General features: G+C 62.1%; 14 protein-coding genes and 3 pseudogenes. 9 read left to right on the top strand and 8 right to left on the bottom strand.

From position 1 onward, the window contains the following. The first annotated feature begins 186 nt into the window (after positions 1–186). Positions 187–576 (top strand): hypothetical protein, encoded by a 390-nt coding sequence (locus OMP38_RS15215; RefSeq protein ID WP_277565891.1) that lies wholly within the window; start codon positions 187–189, stop codon positions 574–576. 85 nt (positions 577–661) lie between these two features. Here OMP38_RS15215 and OMP38_RS15220 read toward each other — a convergent pair whose 3' ends face one another. Both OMP38_RS15220 and OMP38_RS35880 read right to left on the bottom strand, forming a co-directional pair. Then, positions 662–1,558 (bottom strand): ATP-grasp domain-containing protein, encoded by an 897-nt coding sequence (locus tag OMP38_RS15220; protein ID WP_277565892.1) that lies wholly within the window; start codon positions 1,556–1,558, stop codon positions 662–664. Between the two features lie 415 nt (positions 1,559–1,973). Beyond that, a pseudogene (locus tag OMP38_RS35880) lies at positions 1,974–2,108 on the bottom strand (nucleotidyltransferase domain-containing protein); the annotation flags it as partial. 255 nt (positions 2,109–2,363) lie between these two features. On the opposite strand from OMP38_RS35880, the gene OMP38_RS15225 reads away from it, so the two are divergent. From OMP38_RS15225 to OMP38_RS15240, 5 genes and pseudogenes are all read left to right on the top strand, one after another. Beyond that, positions 2,364–2,702: a hypothetical protein gene (locus OMP38_RS15225; protein ID WP_277565893.1), complete on the top strand. Its 339-nt coding sequence runs from the start codon at positions 2,364–2,366 to the stop codon at positions 2,700–2,702. Positions 2,703–2,758: 56 nt separating this feature from the next. Beyond that, a pseudogene (locus tag OMP38_RS35885) lies at positions 2,759–3,043 on the top strand (FAD:protein FMN transferase); the annotation flags it as partial. Between the two features lie 208 nt (positions 3,044–3,251). After that, positions 3,252–3,614 (top strand): annotated as a pseudogene (locus tag OMP38_RS35890) (FAD:protein FMN transferase); the annotation flags it as partial. Between the two features lie 49 nt (positions 3,615–3,663). Then, entirely contained in the window at positions 3,664–3,786 is a 123-nt protein-coding gene (locus OMP38_RS15235) for a hypothetical protein (RefSeq protein WP_277565895.1), read from the top strand. Beyond that, entirely contained in the window at positions 3,770–4,342 is a 573-nt protein-coding gene (locus tag OMP38_RS15240) for a ferric reductase-like transmembrane domain-containing protein (protein WP_277565896.1), read from the top strand. Before OMP38_RS15235 ends, OMP38_RS15240 begins: the two co-directional genes overlap by 17 nt. Before the next feature lie 57 nt (positions 4,343–4,399). Here OMP38_RS15240 and OMP38_RS15245 read toward each other — a convergent pair whose 3' ends face one another. Both OMP38_RS15245 and OMP38_RS15250 read right to left on the bottom strand, forming a co-directional pair. Beyond that, the gene (locus tag OMP38_RS15245; RefSeq protein WP_277565897.1) at positions 4,400–5,569 is read right to left on the bottom strand and encodes a phosphodiester glycosidase family protein; all 1,170 of its coding nucleotides are present in this window, start codon (positions 5,567–5,569) and stop codon (positions 4,400–4,402) included. A gap of 276 nt (positions 5,570–5,845) precedes the next feature. Continuing rightward, positions 5,846–7,048: an IS256 family transposase gene (locus OMP38_RS15250; protein ID WP_277564084.1), complete on the bottom strand. Its 1,203-nt coding sequence runs from the start codon at positions 7,046–7,048 to the stop codon at positions 5,846–5,848. Positions 7,049–7,166: 118 nt separating this feature from the next. Between OMP38_RS15250 and OMP38_RS15255 the strand changes: the two genes are divergently transcribed. Next, the gene (locus OMP38_RS15255) at positions 7,167–7,460 is read left to right on the top strand and encodes a hypothetical protein (RefSeq protein ID WP_277565898.1); all 294 of its coding nucleotides are present in this window, start codon (positions 7,167–7,169) and stop codon (positions 7,458–7,460) included. A gap of 366 nt (positions 7,461–7,826) precedes the next feature. On the opposite strand, the gene OMP38_RS15260 is transcribed toward OMP38_RS15255, so the two are convergent. Beyond that, the gene (locus tag OMP38_RS15260) at positions 7,827–9,458 is read right to left on the bottom strand and encodes a DEAD/DEAH box helicase (protein WP_277565899.1); all 1,632 of its coding nucleotides are present in this window, start codon (positions 9,456–9,458) and stop codon (positions 7,827–7,829) included. Positions 9,459–9,661: 203 nt separating this feature from the next. Here OMP38_RS15260 and OMP38_RS15265 point away from each other — a divergent pair, with 203 nt between their 5' ends. Together OMP38_RS15265 and OMP38_RS15270 are read left to right on the top strand one after the other, a co-directional pair. Continuing rightward, positions 9,662–10,036 (top strand): hypothetical protein, encoded by a 375-nt coding sequence (locus OMP38_RS15265; protein ID WP_277565900.1) that lies wholly within the window; start codon positions 9,662–9,664, stop codon positions 10,034–10,036. Then, a complete protein-coding gene (locus OMP38_RS15270) occupies positions 10,033–10,674 on the top strand; it encodes a DNA-3-methyladenine glycosylase family protein (RefSeq protein WP_277565901.1) in 642 nt (213 codons plus the stop codon). Before OMP38_RS15265 ends, OMP38_RS15270 begins: the two co-directional genes overlap by 4 nt. A gap of 102 nt (positions 10,675–10,776) precedes the next feature. On the opposite strand, the gene OMP38_RS15275 is transcribed toward OMP38_RS15270, so the two are convergent. Genes OMP38_RS15275 through OMP38_RS15285 form a run of 3 tightly spaced genes read right to left on the bottom strand, consistent with a single transcriptional unit; the run spans position 10,777 to position 13,824 of the window. Further along, positions 10,777–11,382: an SGNH/GDSL hydrolase family protein gene (locus tag OMP38_RS15275; protein ID WP_277565902.1), complete on the bottom strand. Its 606-nt coding sequence runs from the start codon at positions 11,380–11,382 to the stop codon at positions 10,777–10,779. A gap of 34 nt (positions 11,383–11,416) precedes the next feature. Beyond that, positions 11,417–12,802: an FAD-dependent oxidoreductase gene (locus tag OMP38_RS15280; RefSeq protein WP_277565903.1), complete on the bottom strand. Its 1,386-nt coding sequence runs from the start codon at positions 12,800–12,802 to the stop codon at positions 11,417–11,419. Beyond that, on the bottom strand, positions 12,799–13,824 hold the full coding sequence (locus tag OMP38_RS15285; RefSeq protein ID WP_277565904.1) for a glycoside hydrolase family 130 protein: 1,026 nt from the start codon (positions 13,822–13,824) through the stop codon (positions 12,799–12,801). The genes OMP38_RS15280 and OMP38_RS15285 overlap by 4 nt, the downstream gene beginning before the upstream one ends. Positions 13,825–13,826: the final 2 nt, after the last annotated feature.

The raw sequence follows: 13,826 nt of genomic DNA on the forward strand, positions 1-13,826 counted from the left end.
GCGCTGCGCAACTAGACACGGAATGTAAAGAGGAGATCATTTTTCGGTAAAAAATAGTTGGATTGTTAGCCTCATAGAGAAACATTTTTTGTAAGAGAAGGAATGCAGAGGGTTATGCATAATTCGGAAATGCCGAAGCCATGCTAATCCACGGCTCACCACAACAAGTCCGGGAGGAATTGCCACATGAATAACTTCAACCTATCCAGCCAAATCAACCAATGCGAGCACCTGATCCAGCAGCTGGTGAATCAAACGCAACAAGCAAGCCAGATGTATCAGCAACTGCAGCAGCAGGAGCAGCAAAACGCTTCGCGCCTCGAGGAGCTGGCTCAACGCGAGCACAAGTCCGCCCAGATGATCCAGCAAGCGCTGCACGGACACCAAACGGCGATCCAGCAGTTGCAGCAAGTCGGGCAAATTTGTCGCCAGCTGGAGCAAACGGTCAACATGCAAATGTCGCAGCAAGCGATTCAATCGCAGCCGATCCACTCGCAATTCGGCGGGTTCAATTCGTTCCCGCAGCAACAGCAGCACCTCTCGCCGATGGGCGGCATGAACAGGAGCTTCCAATAAATCGTCCTATCCAGACGCGCAAAGGCCGCCTGCTCCGATGGCTTCATCGGAAGCAGACGGCCTTTTTCGATCCTAAACGTCCCGATCACCGACGCTCGAACCGCAAAGCGATCGCGTCCCTGTATAGCGCCGACAGCTCCGCTTCCCTCTCCGGATGCTGCTTGTAATGGTCGCCGAGCATGACCTTATGGTTGATCTCGATAACGAGCGGACCGTGCTGCGCGGTATCAAGGATATCGACGGAGCAGAAGACCATGTCCAGCGCCGCCGCGCCCCGCACGGCAAGCGGAGACAGCCGCTCTCGCACCGCAATCGGTACCTCTACGGATCGCGCGCCTTCCGCGAGGTTGTGCTTCCAGGACCCGCTCCGCCGCTTGCCCACCCAGACGCGCGCTTCCCCGGCCAGCACGACGATCCTGTATTCGAGCTCCGCCTCCCGATAAGGCGAGATCGCCGCATGCCGTTCGAGCGCAAAAACGGCGCGAAGCGCCTCCCGCAGCTCTTCCGGGCTGCGGACGCGGTAAACGTGCCGGCCCTGCGCGCCGTCGTCGGGCTTCACGACCGCGTCGCCGCCGAACCCCGCGAACGTGGCTTCGGCGCGCAAGTACGCGTCGCCGCCGCGGCCGAACCGATAGCCCGGATGCGGCAGGAAGACATGCTCGACGCAGGGCACGCCGTCCGCCCGCAGCGCGTCAGAGGCGGCGGACTTGCTCAGCGCGAGCGCCGACGCGGAGCTTGGATTAAGGCCGAGCTCTGCGTCCGTCATCAGGAAGCTCGCCTCGCCCCTTCGCGCGCGGTAAGTCAGGTCCGGCGTGATCGTCTCGAACGAGACGCCGTCCGCCTCGCCGGCGCGCTGGATCAGCCTCAGATAGGGCCGGGCCGTGACGCCTGCCGATTCCGCGGTCCCTGGCTCCTTCGCCCCTTTGCGACGCTCGCTCGCCGCCGGCTTTTCGCGTCCTCCGGCCGCTGACTTTTTTTCCAACCGCTCCAGCCATCCGTGTCCCTGGGGGAATCGAGCCCGCACCGCTTCTAGCAGCCAGTCGCGCTCCCCCCTCATTCAGGCTCGGGAGCATCGTGTCTAGATCCCTCTGATCCTTGTCGCGCACAGCGACGCTCCCTCCTTTGTACAGCAGCTGAATCTCTGGCCTAAGGTAAGGAATTCCGCCTTCCGTTCGCAAAAACAGTTCGGCCGCCGGCCTGCGAATGGACCGTTCCCTCCGATACGTCCACCAGCCGTCCGCGACGTCGATCAGCATGAGTTGAAATGCCCAAGGCGAATGCGAATCGCGTCTCGCCCAAATGTCGGTCTCTTCCGTCAGCCGATCCTCCGCGCCGAGCCGGGTCAGCCGCCCCTTCTCCGCCAGGTGAAGCTCCCATTCCGAAGCCAGCCGCGAATAGACCGAACCGTAATCCGCAAGCGGCAGCAGCACGTCGATATCGTCGTGTGGCCGGCTCTGCCTGCCGAGGTGCAGGTCCAGCGCCCATCCGCCCGCGATGCCCCAAGCCCCCCTGCCAGTCCTCGAACAACCGATGGATCTCCTCTACGCCAAGCGGCGCCCATATGTAAGCTGCTTCTGTCATATCCGTTTCACCCGTTCGTCCGTGATTCTTCTATTGTAATGGAAGCCGCGTGCGTTGCGAAGCGATCTTCAGCAGGCACCGCCTCGCTTCGTCCGCTTATTCAGCCAACTTTCAGTCGCGTTTAAAGGGCGTTTAAGGTTGACGGCGCATAATGAGTTTTATCATCGATCCAAGCCTAAAGGCTTTTATAAAAGAGGAGGGCGTTTATGGCCCAGCAAAAGTGGATTAAATGGATCGTCGGGCTCTCGGGCGTCGCTTTATTTACAGGATTCGTCGGACTGGTATCGGCCAACGGCGACACGAAGCCGGCCGCGACGACCGATCAATCGGGCAGTCAATCGAACAGTTCGATCGCGCAAGACGACGATCAGGTGACCGACCAGTGGCAGAGCCAAACGGACGATGGTCAAACGAACGATGGCCAGACGGGCGGCTTCGGACGCCGCGGCAGAGGCAGATTCGGCGATATGGACTCGGGCAGCATCGGATCGGACAATCAGATACCTTCGGACAGCCAGGGCAGCATGCGGACCCACGCATCTTAACGCACATCGTTAACGCAAAGGAGGCGGCGAAAATGGAAACCGACAGCTTCAGGGCCATGAATACGACGATCGCCACGCAGGGTCTGCCGGTTCGCTGGCGGGCGCAAGCGAGAAACTGGTTCGCGTTCGCCGAAGCGCAACTGAGCCGTTTCCAGCCTGACAGCGAGCTGTCCAAGCTGAACCGGGCCGCGGGCAAGCCGTTTCTGGCGACGCCGCTGCTCTATCAGGTGCTCGCCGAGGCGGACCGCTATCATCGCGAGACCGGCGGACTGTTCAGCCCCTACTTAGGCAAGGTGATGGAGCGGCTCGGATATGGCGAGAGCTTCGAGCGGCTGAGCCCCGCCGAAGCGGAAGAAGGCACGGCGGGCATCGCTGCCGGCGCGGTGGCGAAAGCGAATACGCATGGCGGCGGTAGGCTTGATGCGAATGAGGCCGGCGCCAGGTTAAGGGATACGAATAAGCTCGGCGACAGAGCCCGGGAGGCGAGCGTCAGACTCTCCGCCGCCGAGCTGGATCCGGGCAGCCGCGCGATCCGGCTGCGACCGGACGTTGCAGCGGATCTCGGGGGGCATCGCCAAAGGCTGGACGGCCCGGCATCTGGCGAAGCTGGCCCGGCAGGACGGCGTCCGGATCGGGGCCGTCGGCGCCGGAGGCGACCTGATCCTCTGGGGCTGTCCGCCGGACGGCTGGCGGATCGGCGTCGCGGATCCTTGGCGCCCGGAGCGGGACGCGACCGGCCTGACGCTTCGCAGAGGCGCCGGCATCGCGACGAGCAGCGCGGTCAAGCGCCGCTGGCAGGACCAGGGCGGCAGCGTGCGCCATCATATCGTCGATCCGCGCACAGGCCAATCGGCGCGCACCGATCTGGCGCAGGTGACCGTGATCGCGCCGGACGCGGTCATGGCCGAAGTTTATGCCAAATGCGCGCTTCTGCTCGGCGCCGACGAAGGTCCGGCATGGCTTGAACGGGCGAACCCCCCGCTGCGCGATGATCGGCGTTCAAAACGACGGCGCGCTCGTCTACGGCGGCGATCTGGAAACGTATGTCATGGAGGAGCGTGATAGCTATGAACGGATTGGCTGATTGGCTGACCGTGTGGACGACGACCCGCGCGGCCGGCATTACCTGTTACTTGCTGTTGTTCGTGTCGACGGGCGCCGGCATTTTGACGAGTCTCAAGCTGTTCGGGCCGAAAACCCGCGCAGGCGTGCTATTCCTTCACCAATCCGCCGGCTGGTTCGGCTTCTTGTTCGGCGCCCTGCACGGATCGGTGCTGATGTTCGACAAGTACGTCGGCTACAGCCCGATGGAGCTGCTCGTCCCTTTTGCAGCTCGCACCCATCCTTATTTGATGGGAATCGGCACGCTCAGCTTCTATATCACGCTCATCCTGATCGCTTCGTCGGACATGATGAAGCGGCTCGGCAAAAAAACCTGGCGCGCCATCCACTTTCTCGCGTTCCCCGGCTTCTTCATGGGCCTGGTCCATGGGCTCCTCCTCGGCACCGATTCGAGCCAGCCCTGGATGAAATGGACTTATATCGCGACCGCCGGACTCGTCGTGGCGCTCACCATTTTCCGCATCGCCGTCCCGAGCCCGACGGGCGTCGCCAAGACGAGAGCGAAGGCGGCGGCTTGAGGCCAAAGAAAAGCAGGCATGATGGCCCCTTTGGGATATCATGCCTGCTTTTCTTGTTCAGCCGACTCGCACTACGAGCGCGTTGCTCAGCAATCGCCCCGGCTTGGTCAAGTATTTGCCGTCCGTCCACAGCCCGCTCGAAGCGCCGCCGTCGAGGTTCATCGCCTGCCAAGCGCCGGCTTGCCTCATGATTTCCGCCAGTTGCGGAATCGTGGCGCCGCCCGTCGTCAGCAGAAGCAGCAGATGGTCGTGCGTGATTCCGATTGCGCTGCGAGCCCCGCCGTTCGTCAAGATTTTCGGATCCTTGAAGCCTTCGCCGGCGATATCGAGCGCGACTTTGCCTTTTGCGACGAGCTGCGGGCCCGCTTGAACGGCTCCCTCAACGGTGCCTTGGTTAAAGCGCTCCATGAACGAAAGGCCGGGGACGATCTCCGCCAGTTGATCGGCATCGTACAAGAACGTCGCCCGCTTGTCGCCGGAGCTGTTCTTCTTCAACTTGCCGCCGCCCGCGATATAGCCGTATGGCACCTTGAAGTCGCTGTCCGTGTAGGCGTCGAAAAAGGTGCCGTTGATCGCAACCCTCGCTTTCGCCCGTTTTGCCATACTGCCCAGCTCCTCGACCTTGCCGATCTTGTTCCCGGCGAGCACCGTGTCCAGACGAACTTCCGGATGCAGCAGCGCGACAGTCACGACTTGCGAAACGTAGGTTCTGCCGCCGACCTTGAAGCGCACCGACGCTTGCTCGACCGGCTTCATGTCCGCCGGGTGCTTCCCTCTCGCGACGGGCAGTCTCAGCGAATCGCCGTCCGGCGCCACGAGCTGCGCCGCTTCGATGTCACGCTCCCATCGCACTATCCACCCGAACGCCGAAGTCACCGCTGTCAATGGAACGTACAGGCTGCCGCCTTTGTTGAACGGCGCTGCCTTCAGCGTCACGGGGACCCCGTTCAGCGTCGCGACTGTGCTGCCTGGCGACATGTCGAGCGTCGCATCTTCGCCTAGCGATAGCGTCACGGCACGTCCGTTCTCTCCTTGCACGATCCGCCCGCCTGCGAAACCGTCCAGCGAACGAAGCGTGATATAGGATCTACCTTGCGCGTCCACGTAGATCATGCCTTTGGCAGGCGCCGTCACCGCGGAGACCGTCTGAGCGACCGGCGGGGCCGAGGTCATGAAGACCGCGAATGCCGCGAAGGCGATCATCAACCATAACCACCGTTTTTTCATTTGTGTAAGTCTCTCCTCTGTCCTAATCTCTTCTCTTTATCGGCAGCGGGCGGCCAACATCAAAGAAGGGGGGGGGGTGATTGAACGCAGTTTGTTACTGGTTGAGACTTCTTTCGCGATGGGGACGGCGGTTGAACGCGGTTTGTTTCTGTTTGAGACTTCTTTCGCGATGGGGGCGGCGGTTGAATGCGGTTTGTTTCTGGTTGAGACTTCTTTCGCGATGGGGGGGGCAAGTCCATATTTATGTGTAAAATCCTCGTCGACGAATTTTGTTGCTTACTTTTGATTCTTCGCACGCTCTTTCTGCCACGCATGGTACCTTGTCATGTCCATGAAGCGCTTGTTGCTCCATAATTCTTCGAGCTCCATGAGCACGGCACCGATTAATCGGATAACCGATTCACGGTTCGGAAAAATCTGTATAACCGATTCTCGCCGACGGATCTCCCGGTTGACTCGCTCCATGCCGTTCGAGGTCCGGATTCTTACCCGGTACTCTTCCGGGTATGCCAGTACCGCTGTGGCGTCGTCAAATCCTCGCTCCAGCGTCTCCATGGCCTTTGGCGCTTTCTCCTGGTACATCTCTTGCGTTTCTTCCAGCAGCCTTCTCGCGCTCTCCAGGTTCTGCGCTTCGAATATCGAGCGCAGAGCCGCCTTTATTTCGGATTGTAGTGCCTTCGGCGTGACATCTAGAATATTTCGCGTAAAATGCGTCTGACACCTTTGCCATGTCGCCCCTTGAAAGTGATGCTTAATCGCTTGGACAAGGCCGCCATGCGTGTCGCTGATGACCAGGTCTACGCCATGGAGTCCACGCTGCTTCAAGCCCTCAAAGAATGCACTCCAGCTCGCTTCGGACTCGGTATCGTCGATGGAAATTCCAAGCACCTCACGGTTACCGTGCTCGTTGATGCCGTAGCCGGTTAACACGCCACGGGAGCGCACCCGACCGTTCTCTCTAACTTTGACATACATGGCGTCCACAATGACAAACGGGTAGCTCTTTTCCTCCAAGGAACGCGTGCGCCAAGACTCCACCAGCGGATCCAACTGCTTACACAGCTCGCTCACTGTGGATTTCGAAAACGTTGTACCGCAAAGTTCCTCTGTAATCCGCTGAACCTTCCGCGTCGAGACGCCGTTCACGACCATCTCCATAAGGGATGTCACCAGCGCCTGCTCACTACGTTGATACCGGGCGAATAGCTCTGTGGAGAACTGGCCGTCTCGAAACCTCGGAACCTCCAGCTGCAGCTTGCCTACCCGTGTCGTTAATCCTCGCGCATAACTGCCGTTTCGCTGGCCTTGACGGGTTTGCGTACGCTCGTAAGGTTCGGCCTCCAGTTGATCTGTTGCTTGCGCCTTCAACACCTGGTTGAGCACCGTCTCCAGCAGCTTGGCCACTCCCTCGTCACGTGCCTGTCCAATAAACAATTGATGCAATAGTGCCTCGTCTAGTGTAATCTGATACTGAGCCATGAATAGCCCTCTCCCTTGAATGTTGTCTCGACAACTCCATTCTAGACGAGGTTCTATTTCATGGCTCTCCTTATTTTCAAGAGGCCATCCATTTTACACAATTATATGGACTCAACTGATGGGGGCGGCGGTTGAACGCGGTTTGTTTCTGGTTGAGACTTCTTTCGCGATGGGGGAGGTGATTGAACGCGGTTTGTTTCTGGTTGAGACTTCTTTCGCGATGGGGACAGCGGTTGAACGCGGTTTGTTTCTGGTTGAGACTTCTTTCGCGATGGGGACGGCGGTTGAACGCGGTTTGTTTCTGGTTAAGACTTCTTTCGCGATGGGGACGGCGGTTGAATGCGGTTTGTTTCCAGCTGAGACTTTTTCGTCGATGAGAGTTGCGTGTGGACATGATTTTTTTTCCGGTTGAGCCTTTTTTGGGCGAAAGGGTGGCTGCTCCGGACATGGCAAAAAGGAATGTCCGCATCGACCATGGGTCGCGCAAGACATTCCTTCGAAAGGCATCTGCAAAAGTGCGCGATAGGCAAACCCAGTAACGTGTTGAGCCTTGTGCATCGCGCAAATCTGCATGCTACAAGTCAGCAAACAACTGTTTCCGGTGAGAATCGGCACTGCATCGTGCAGAATTGCAGGATAGCCTCGGTCGGTAGTCGCCGCACCTGCTGTATCGCGCACATTTGCAGGATACGTGCGCCGGGGCGAATGGAGCGTGCAAGCGGCTCTATTGCGCTAGCGGCTGGCTCCATATCGCGCGTCCCTGCTATTCGCGCCGCAATTAAGAGCGTCGCGTATCCGTCGGCTGCGCCTTCAGCGAGAACGGCCGCGGCCCTTGGTACGGCCGCCCTGCCTGCTGCTGGCGCCCGCCGCCGGCCTGCGCCTGGCCCGCGCGCCCTTGCGAGGCTGCGCCTCCGCGACCGCCTTGGCCCGCCGGCGCTTGGCTCCGGCCGGCGCCGCTGCCCGGCCGGCTCTCGCCGCGCGGCGCGTCGGGCCGACCGCCGCGGCTCGCTTCCGGCCGCGCTCCGCGGCCGCTCTCCTGTCTGCCACCGGCTGCGCCTTGACGACCCGCTTCCTGTCTGCCGCCGGCTGCGCCTTGACGGCCCGCTTCCTGCCTGCCGCCGGCTGCGCCTTGGCGGCCCGCTTCCTGGCCGCCGCCGCGACCGGCCTCAGCCCGCCCGCCTTGGCCGGCGCCCTGACGGCCGCCGCCCTGACGGCCGCGCCCGCCCCCGCCGCGCTGCTGGTCGGCCTCGTCCTTCGGCTCGGCCGGCGCGGAGCCCAGCGGATACGGATGCCCCTTGATCTCGGGGATCTTTTTGCCGATGAGCTTCTGGATATCCCGCAGGTACGGGAGCTCTTCTTCCTCGCAGAGCGAGATGGCAGTGCCGCTCAGACCCGCGCGGCCAGTACGGCCGATGCGGTGCACGTACGTCTCCGGCTCGTTCGGCAGATTGAAGTTGATGACGTACGGCAGCTCGTCGATGTCGATGCCGCGCGCCGCGATATCGGTCGCGACCAGGATGCGGGTCGTGCCGTTCTTGAAGCCCGCGAGCGCGTTCTGCCGGGCGTTCTGCGACTTGTTGCCATGGATGGCGGCGGACGAGACGCCCGCCTTGGCCAGATGGCGGACGACGCGGTCGGCGCCGTGCTTGGTGCGGGTGAAGACGAGCGCAGAAGTGATTTTCTTGTCGCGAAGCAGATCCAGCAGCAAGGTCTGCTTGTTCGCCTTGTCCACCAGATAGACCGATTGCTCGATCCGCTCGGCCGTGGAGGACACCGGCGTCACTTCGACCTTGGCCGGGTTGAAGAGTATCGTCTGCACCATCTTGGTGATCTCGGTCGGCATCGTCGCGGAGAATAGCAGCGTCTGCCGCTTCTGCGGCACCTTCGCGATGATGCGCTTCACGTCGTGCACGAAGCCCATGTCGAGCATCCGGTCGGCTTCGTCAAGCACGAGGATCTGAACGTGGGACAAATCGATAAATCCCTGGTTCATCAGGTCGATCAGGCGGCCGGGCGTGGCGATGACAATATCCGCGCCGCGCGCGAGCGCCTCCTCTTGCGGCTTCTGGGACACGCCGCCGAAGATGACGATGCTGCGGATGTCGACATGCCGTCCGTATGCGCGCACGTTGTCGTAGATCTGGATCGCCAGTTCCCGGGTCGGCGTCAGCACGAGGGAACGGATCGGCCGGCGCTTGCCCGGCGGCTTCTGCTGATCGCTCAGCAGCTGGAGCATCGGCAGCGAGAACGCGGCCGTCTTGCCCGTGCCCGTCTGCGCGCAGCCGAACAGGTCCCTGCCCGCGAGCACGACGGGGATCGCTTGCTCCTGGATCGGCGTGGGCGTCGTATAATTTTCTTCGCTCAGCGCTTTAAGAATCGCCGGCTTGAGCTTAAGGTCGTTGAAGTTCATGGAATCTCCTTTATGTTAAAGCGTATCGTACAATGGTCATGCCAAGCATTATACCCTACCTGAGACTGGGATTGAAAGGCGCAGGCGCCATATCGCCGTCCAAAAATGCAAAAAAAGGCAATTTTCTAGGGCCCGCGAAGCGTTCGCCTTCCGATTCTGCTACTATTAAATAAACTGTACCCGTTTCAAGAGGGAGGCTACCCATGGTGATAAACGATGCCCCGGGACATCCGAACGGCAGCTTTAAGGTCGTCACGCTGTGCGGGTCCACGCGGTTCAAGTCCGAGTTCGAACGAATCAACGCCGAATTGACGCTTGCGGGCAACGTTGTCATCTCTGTCGGCGTTTTCGTTCATGCGGAAGGTCCCGAAATTTCCGAATCCCAGAAGCAACTGCTGGACCTTATTCATTTGCAAAAAATCGACATGGCCGACGAGATCTTTGTCGTCAATCCGGGCGGTTATATCGGCGAGAGCACGAGAGGAGAGATTGAATACGCGACGCGAACGGGCGTCCCGGTCCGGTACCTCGTCCCGCCCCCTCCGAGCGCTCAAACCGAGGGGTGGCTCGTCCCATGACTTTGATCGTACACGCCGAATCACCCGAGGGACTTTATCTGCGGCAATCGGATCCCGTGCTGGCGCGGCTAATCGAGCGCGTCGGGGAGATTCGTCTGTCGCCCAGCCGCACGCCCTACGAATCCCTCGTCGGCTCTATCGTCTCTCAGATGTTATCCGCCAAAGTCGCCGGCGTGATCAAACAGCGGTTGTCGACGTTAATAGGCGGGCCGCTCACGCCCGAGTCGCTGCTTGCGCACGACGAAGAGGCGCTGCGGGGCATCGGGCTCTCGTACGCCAAAATCCGTTCGATCCACGATCTCTCCCGGCGGACTTTGTCGGGCGCGTTGGACTACGAAGCGCTCGGCGTTCTGCCGGAAGCGGAAGCCGTCGCCATGCTGACGCAGGTGAAGGGGATCGGAAAATGGACGGCCGAGATGTTCCTGATCTTCTCGCTTGGCCGGCCGGACGTCCTCTCGCTCGGAGACGCCGGCTTGCAGCGCGCCGCCCAATGGCTTTACGAACGCATAAATCCCGAGGAGGCGCCCGGCTGCTTGGGGCGGTACGCGGATCGGTGGAGTCCTTACCGCAGCATCGCCTGCCTTTATTTATGGCGGGCCATCGACGACGGCTATGTGGACGGGCGGTCGGAGCTGTAACAGCGTAGTCGGGAATTTCCCCTTTAATACGAAAGCAAGCGCAGGCGATCGCCTGCGCTTGCTTCCCGACCGGCCGTGCTGCGGCCGTCGTTAAGAACTCTATTAAATCCGCTCCAGGAACGGAATCGCGATCGCGGCGATTCGGGCGTGTCCCCGTTCATTCGGATGCAAGCCGTCGTCCGTGAACAGCGGGAGCGTCAGCCGGTTCAGCCCGCTCTCCGCATACAAGTCCAGTACGGGAAGCGCATATTCGCGGCCGAGCGCGGAGACCGCTTCCGCATAGTCGCCGAGCCGATGTCCCGGCGCATTGGGCCGGACGATATCGTAGCCGTCCTTGTCGCGCTGCAGCGGCGTCCATAGGCTTAAGCGGCAGCCCGGATTCGCAGCCAGCAGGGATTCGATCAGCGTCCTGTAAGCGCCGACGAACGTGAGCGGGTCGTACCCGTCCCGGCTTCCGAGCGGCTTGTCGAGCCGGTAGTCGTTCGTTCCCGCGAAAACGGTGACGCAATCCAAGCCGGCATCGATCCCCGCCGCCATATTGACGGTGGCGCCTTCGTCGGTCGCGCCCCCGGCCGTCATCGGACAGCCGCCCCTGCCGTAGTTAAGCACCTCCGAGAAGCCCAGCGCAGCCCGCACGATCGGCTGGTAGCCGTTTGCCGCCGTAATGCTGTCCCCGAGCGTCCCCCAGCGTTTTCCTTGCCCCTTCATCCCGCTGCACGCTCCAATCCGTATGACCGATTCTTTATTCCGCCGCCGAGGCCGCCGTTTGTTCGCCCAGCCACGCGCCCTGCTCCACGAGCAGGCGCCGAAGCTCGGGCAACCGCACCTCGCGCGAGCCCGTCCCGTTGCGCAAGGCCAGCGCCGCCGCCGTGCCCGAAGCCTGCCCCATGGCGAAGCAGTTTGGCATGACCCGCAGCGAGCCCTGCACCGCGCGGTCCGACGAGGCGGCGCGTCCCGGCACCCACAGATTGTCGAGGCCCACCGGCAGCAGCACGCGGTACGGCACGCCGTGCGATTGCCCCGGCTTCAGGTGCGTGAAGGTCATCTTGGCTTTGCTGTTCGCCAGATGAATGTCGATGTAGTAAGCGTTGCGCGCGATGTCGTCCGGGAAAGAGCGGGCGTTCATGAAGTCGTCCGCCGTCAGGACGTAGTCGCCCTGGATGCGGCGCGTCTCACGGATGCCGACCTGCTCGCCGCTCGCGACCAGGTGCGCCCGCTCGAAGCCCGGCACGTACGCCTGAAAAAACCGCAGCTGCCGCTCGACCAGCCGCCGTCCCTCGATCGCGCCGCGCGTCAGGTCCTCGGCCTTCGTGCCGTCGATGCCGAACACGTGGCCGAAGTTGACGCCGACGAGATAGTCGTTCACCCAGGCCAGGCCGGAGATCGACTTGCGTCCCTCGGGGAGCGCCCCCTCCACGATCGCCCGCTCGACCGTCGCGTGCAGCTGTCCGGAGTCTCCGGTCTCCTCCAGATAGCGGTTAAAGCGCGCGCGGTCCACGTTCGCCAGCAAATAACACATGGACCCGGGCTGCAGCTCGCCTTCATCCCCGCCCTTCTGGAACGGAACGCCGGCCAGCGCGGCGATATCCGCATCGCCCGTGGCGTCGATCACGTACCGCGCGCGGATCGCCGAGCGCCCCGTCTTGTTGACGACGACGATGCCTTCGATGCGCCGGCCGTCCGCCGACTTCAGCACGTCGTAGACGAAGGAGTGGAAAAGCGTGCGGACGCCGTGCTCCTCGAGCGCGTCGTCATATACGCGTTTGAGCGTCTCGGGGTCGATCGGGACCCAGTCGAGCGTGTCCTTGTACTCGCTGCGGTAGTCGGCGTTGCACGCCTGCTTCATCCGCTCCATCAGCGCCATGCCGATGCCGCGGACGATCGGCTTCTCCTTGTCCGTGAACGGACAGAAGGCCGGCACGAGCGACACCGTCCCCATGCCGCCGAGGTAGCCGCGCTGCTCGACGAGCAGCACGCTCGCGCCGTTCATGGCGGCGGCGATCGCCGCCCCGATGCCGGACGCGCCGCCGCCCACGACGACGACGTCGGCCTCGTGCGAGACGGGAACCGACTGTGCAGGCAGCGTCACGCTTTTCCCATGCGGTCCGACTCCTCTATCGATGCTCATAATACTCCGGCACCTCCCGCTTCGCCTTCGAGGCAGAGCCGGATCAGATCGTCCACGTCCGCCGTTGCCAGACACTCCACCGTATCGGCCGCGCCATAATAGATCTTCACTTCGCCGGATTCCTCCAGAATCATGCCGCCGGGGAAGATGACGTCGTTGCGGAAGCCGCCGCCTGTCTCGTATGGCGCCTCCGGCGCGAGCAGCGGCGCGCGGGACATGCCGACGATCTTGCCGGGATCGTCCAGGTCGAGCAGCATGATGCCGGCCGAGTAGCGCTTCCTCCAGGCGGGCTCCCAGCCATTCTTGCCGCGCGCGGGATCGATGTCCACGGCATGGAACGTCGTCAGCCAGCCCTTGTCCGTCTTGACCGGCGGCGCACCGGGACCGATCTTGTCGTTGGCGAACGGGACGTGCTCGACGCCCATGACGAGACGGGAAGCGCCCCAATAGCGCAGGTCCGGCGAATCGGACAGCCACATGTCGAAGCGGTCCAGGCCGCCCCGGCTGTATACCGGGAACGGACGCTCGAGCCGCACGTACTTGCCGCCGACCCGCTCGGGGAACAGCACCATGTTGCGGTTGTCCGGCACGGACAGGCTCAGAACGTCGAAGCGGCTGAAGTCGTCGGTGACCGCGATGCCGCCTCGCACGCCGTGCTGCGTGTCGACCGCGAAGCACAGATGGCAGCGGCCGTCGATGACGGTGAGCCGCGGATCGTAGACGCGGGTGACCTCCTCGTCGTGCCAGCTCCAGCAAGGCGCAGGCTGAACCTCCCAAGTCACGCCGTCGTCGCTGTAGGCGAGCCCCAGATTCGTCGTGCTGTGCGGCTCGATCGTGCCGAGCGCGGCATTGCCGTAGTCGTTGCGGAACACCATCACATATTTGCCTTCGTACTTGGTCACGCCTGCGTTGAACACCATCGCCGGCCCGTACGGCACGTCCTCCGGCTTCAGAATCGGATTCGCCGGGTGCCGGCGGACGAGCGTGCTGGACGCCAGCGCGCCGATCGTCGATACAGTCATGG

The organism is Cohnella ginsengisoli, assembly GCF_029525555.1.
Taxonomy (GTDB): Bacteria; Bacillota; Bacilli; order Paenibacillales; family Paenibacillaceae; genus Cohnella; species Cohnella ginsengisoli.

Bases quoted from the DNA above. Each gene is read 5' to 3' on its own strand.
- OMP38_RS15215 (WP_277565891.1), top strand. From the start codon at position 187: ATGAATAACTTCAACCTATCCAGCCAAATCAACCAATGCGAGCACCTG.
- OMP38_RS15225 (WP_277565893.1), top strand. From the start codon at position 2,364: ATGGCCCAGCAAAAGTGGATTAAATGGATCGTCGGGCTCTCGGGCGTC.
- OMP38_RS15240 (WP_277565896.1), top strand. From the start codon at position 3,770: ATGAACGGATTGGCTGATTGGCTGACCGTGTGGACGACGACCCGCGCG.
- OMP38_RS15245 (WP_277565897.1), bottom strand. From the start codon at position 5,569: ATGAAAAAACGGTGGTTATGGTTGATGATCGCCTTCGCGGCATTCGCG.
- OMP38_RS15250 (WP_277564084.1), bottom strand. From the start codon at position 7,048: ATGGCTCAGTATCAGATTACACTAGACGAGGCACTATTGCATCAATTG.
- OMP38_RS15255 (WP_277565898.1), top strand. From the start codon at position 7,167: ATGGGGGCGGCGGTTGAACGCGGTTTGTTTCTGGTTGAGACTTCTTTC.
- OMP38_RS15260 (WP_277565899.1), bottom strand. From the start codon at position 9,458: ATGAACTTCAACGACCTTAAGCTCAAGCCGGCGATTCTTAAAGCGCTG.
- OMP38_RS15265 (WP_277565900.1), top strand. From the start codon at position 9,662: ATGGTGATAAACGATGCCCCGGGACATCCGAACGGCAGCTTTAAGGTC.
- OMP38_RS15270 (WP_277565901.1), top strand. From the start codon at position 10,033: ATGACTTTGATCGTACACGCCGAATCACCCGAGGGACTTTATCTGCGG.
- OMP38_RS15275 (WP_277565902.1), bottom strand. From the start codon at position 11,382: ATGAAGGGGCAAGGAAAACGCTGGGGGACGCTCGGGGACAGCATTACG.
- OMP38_RS15280 (WP_277565903.1), bottom strand. From the start codon at position 12,802: ATGAGCATCGATAGAGGAGTCGGACCGCATGGGAAAAGCGTGACGCTG.
- OMP38_RS15285 (WP_277565904.1), bottom strand. From the start codon at position 13,824: ATGACTGTATCGACGATCGGCGCGCTGGCGTCCAGCACGCTCGTCCGC.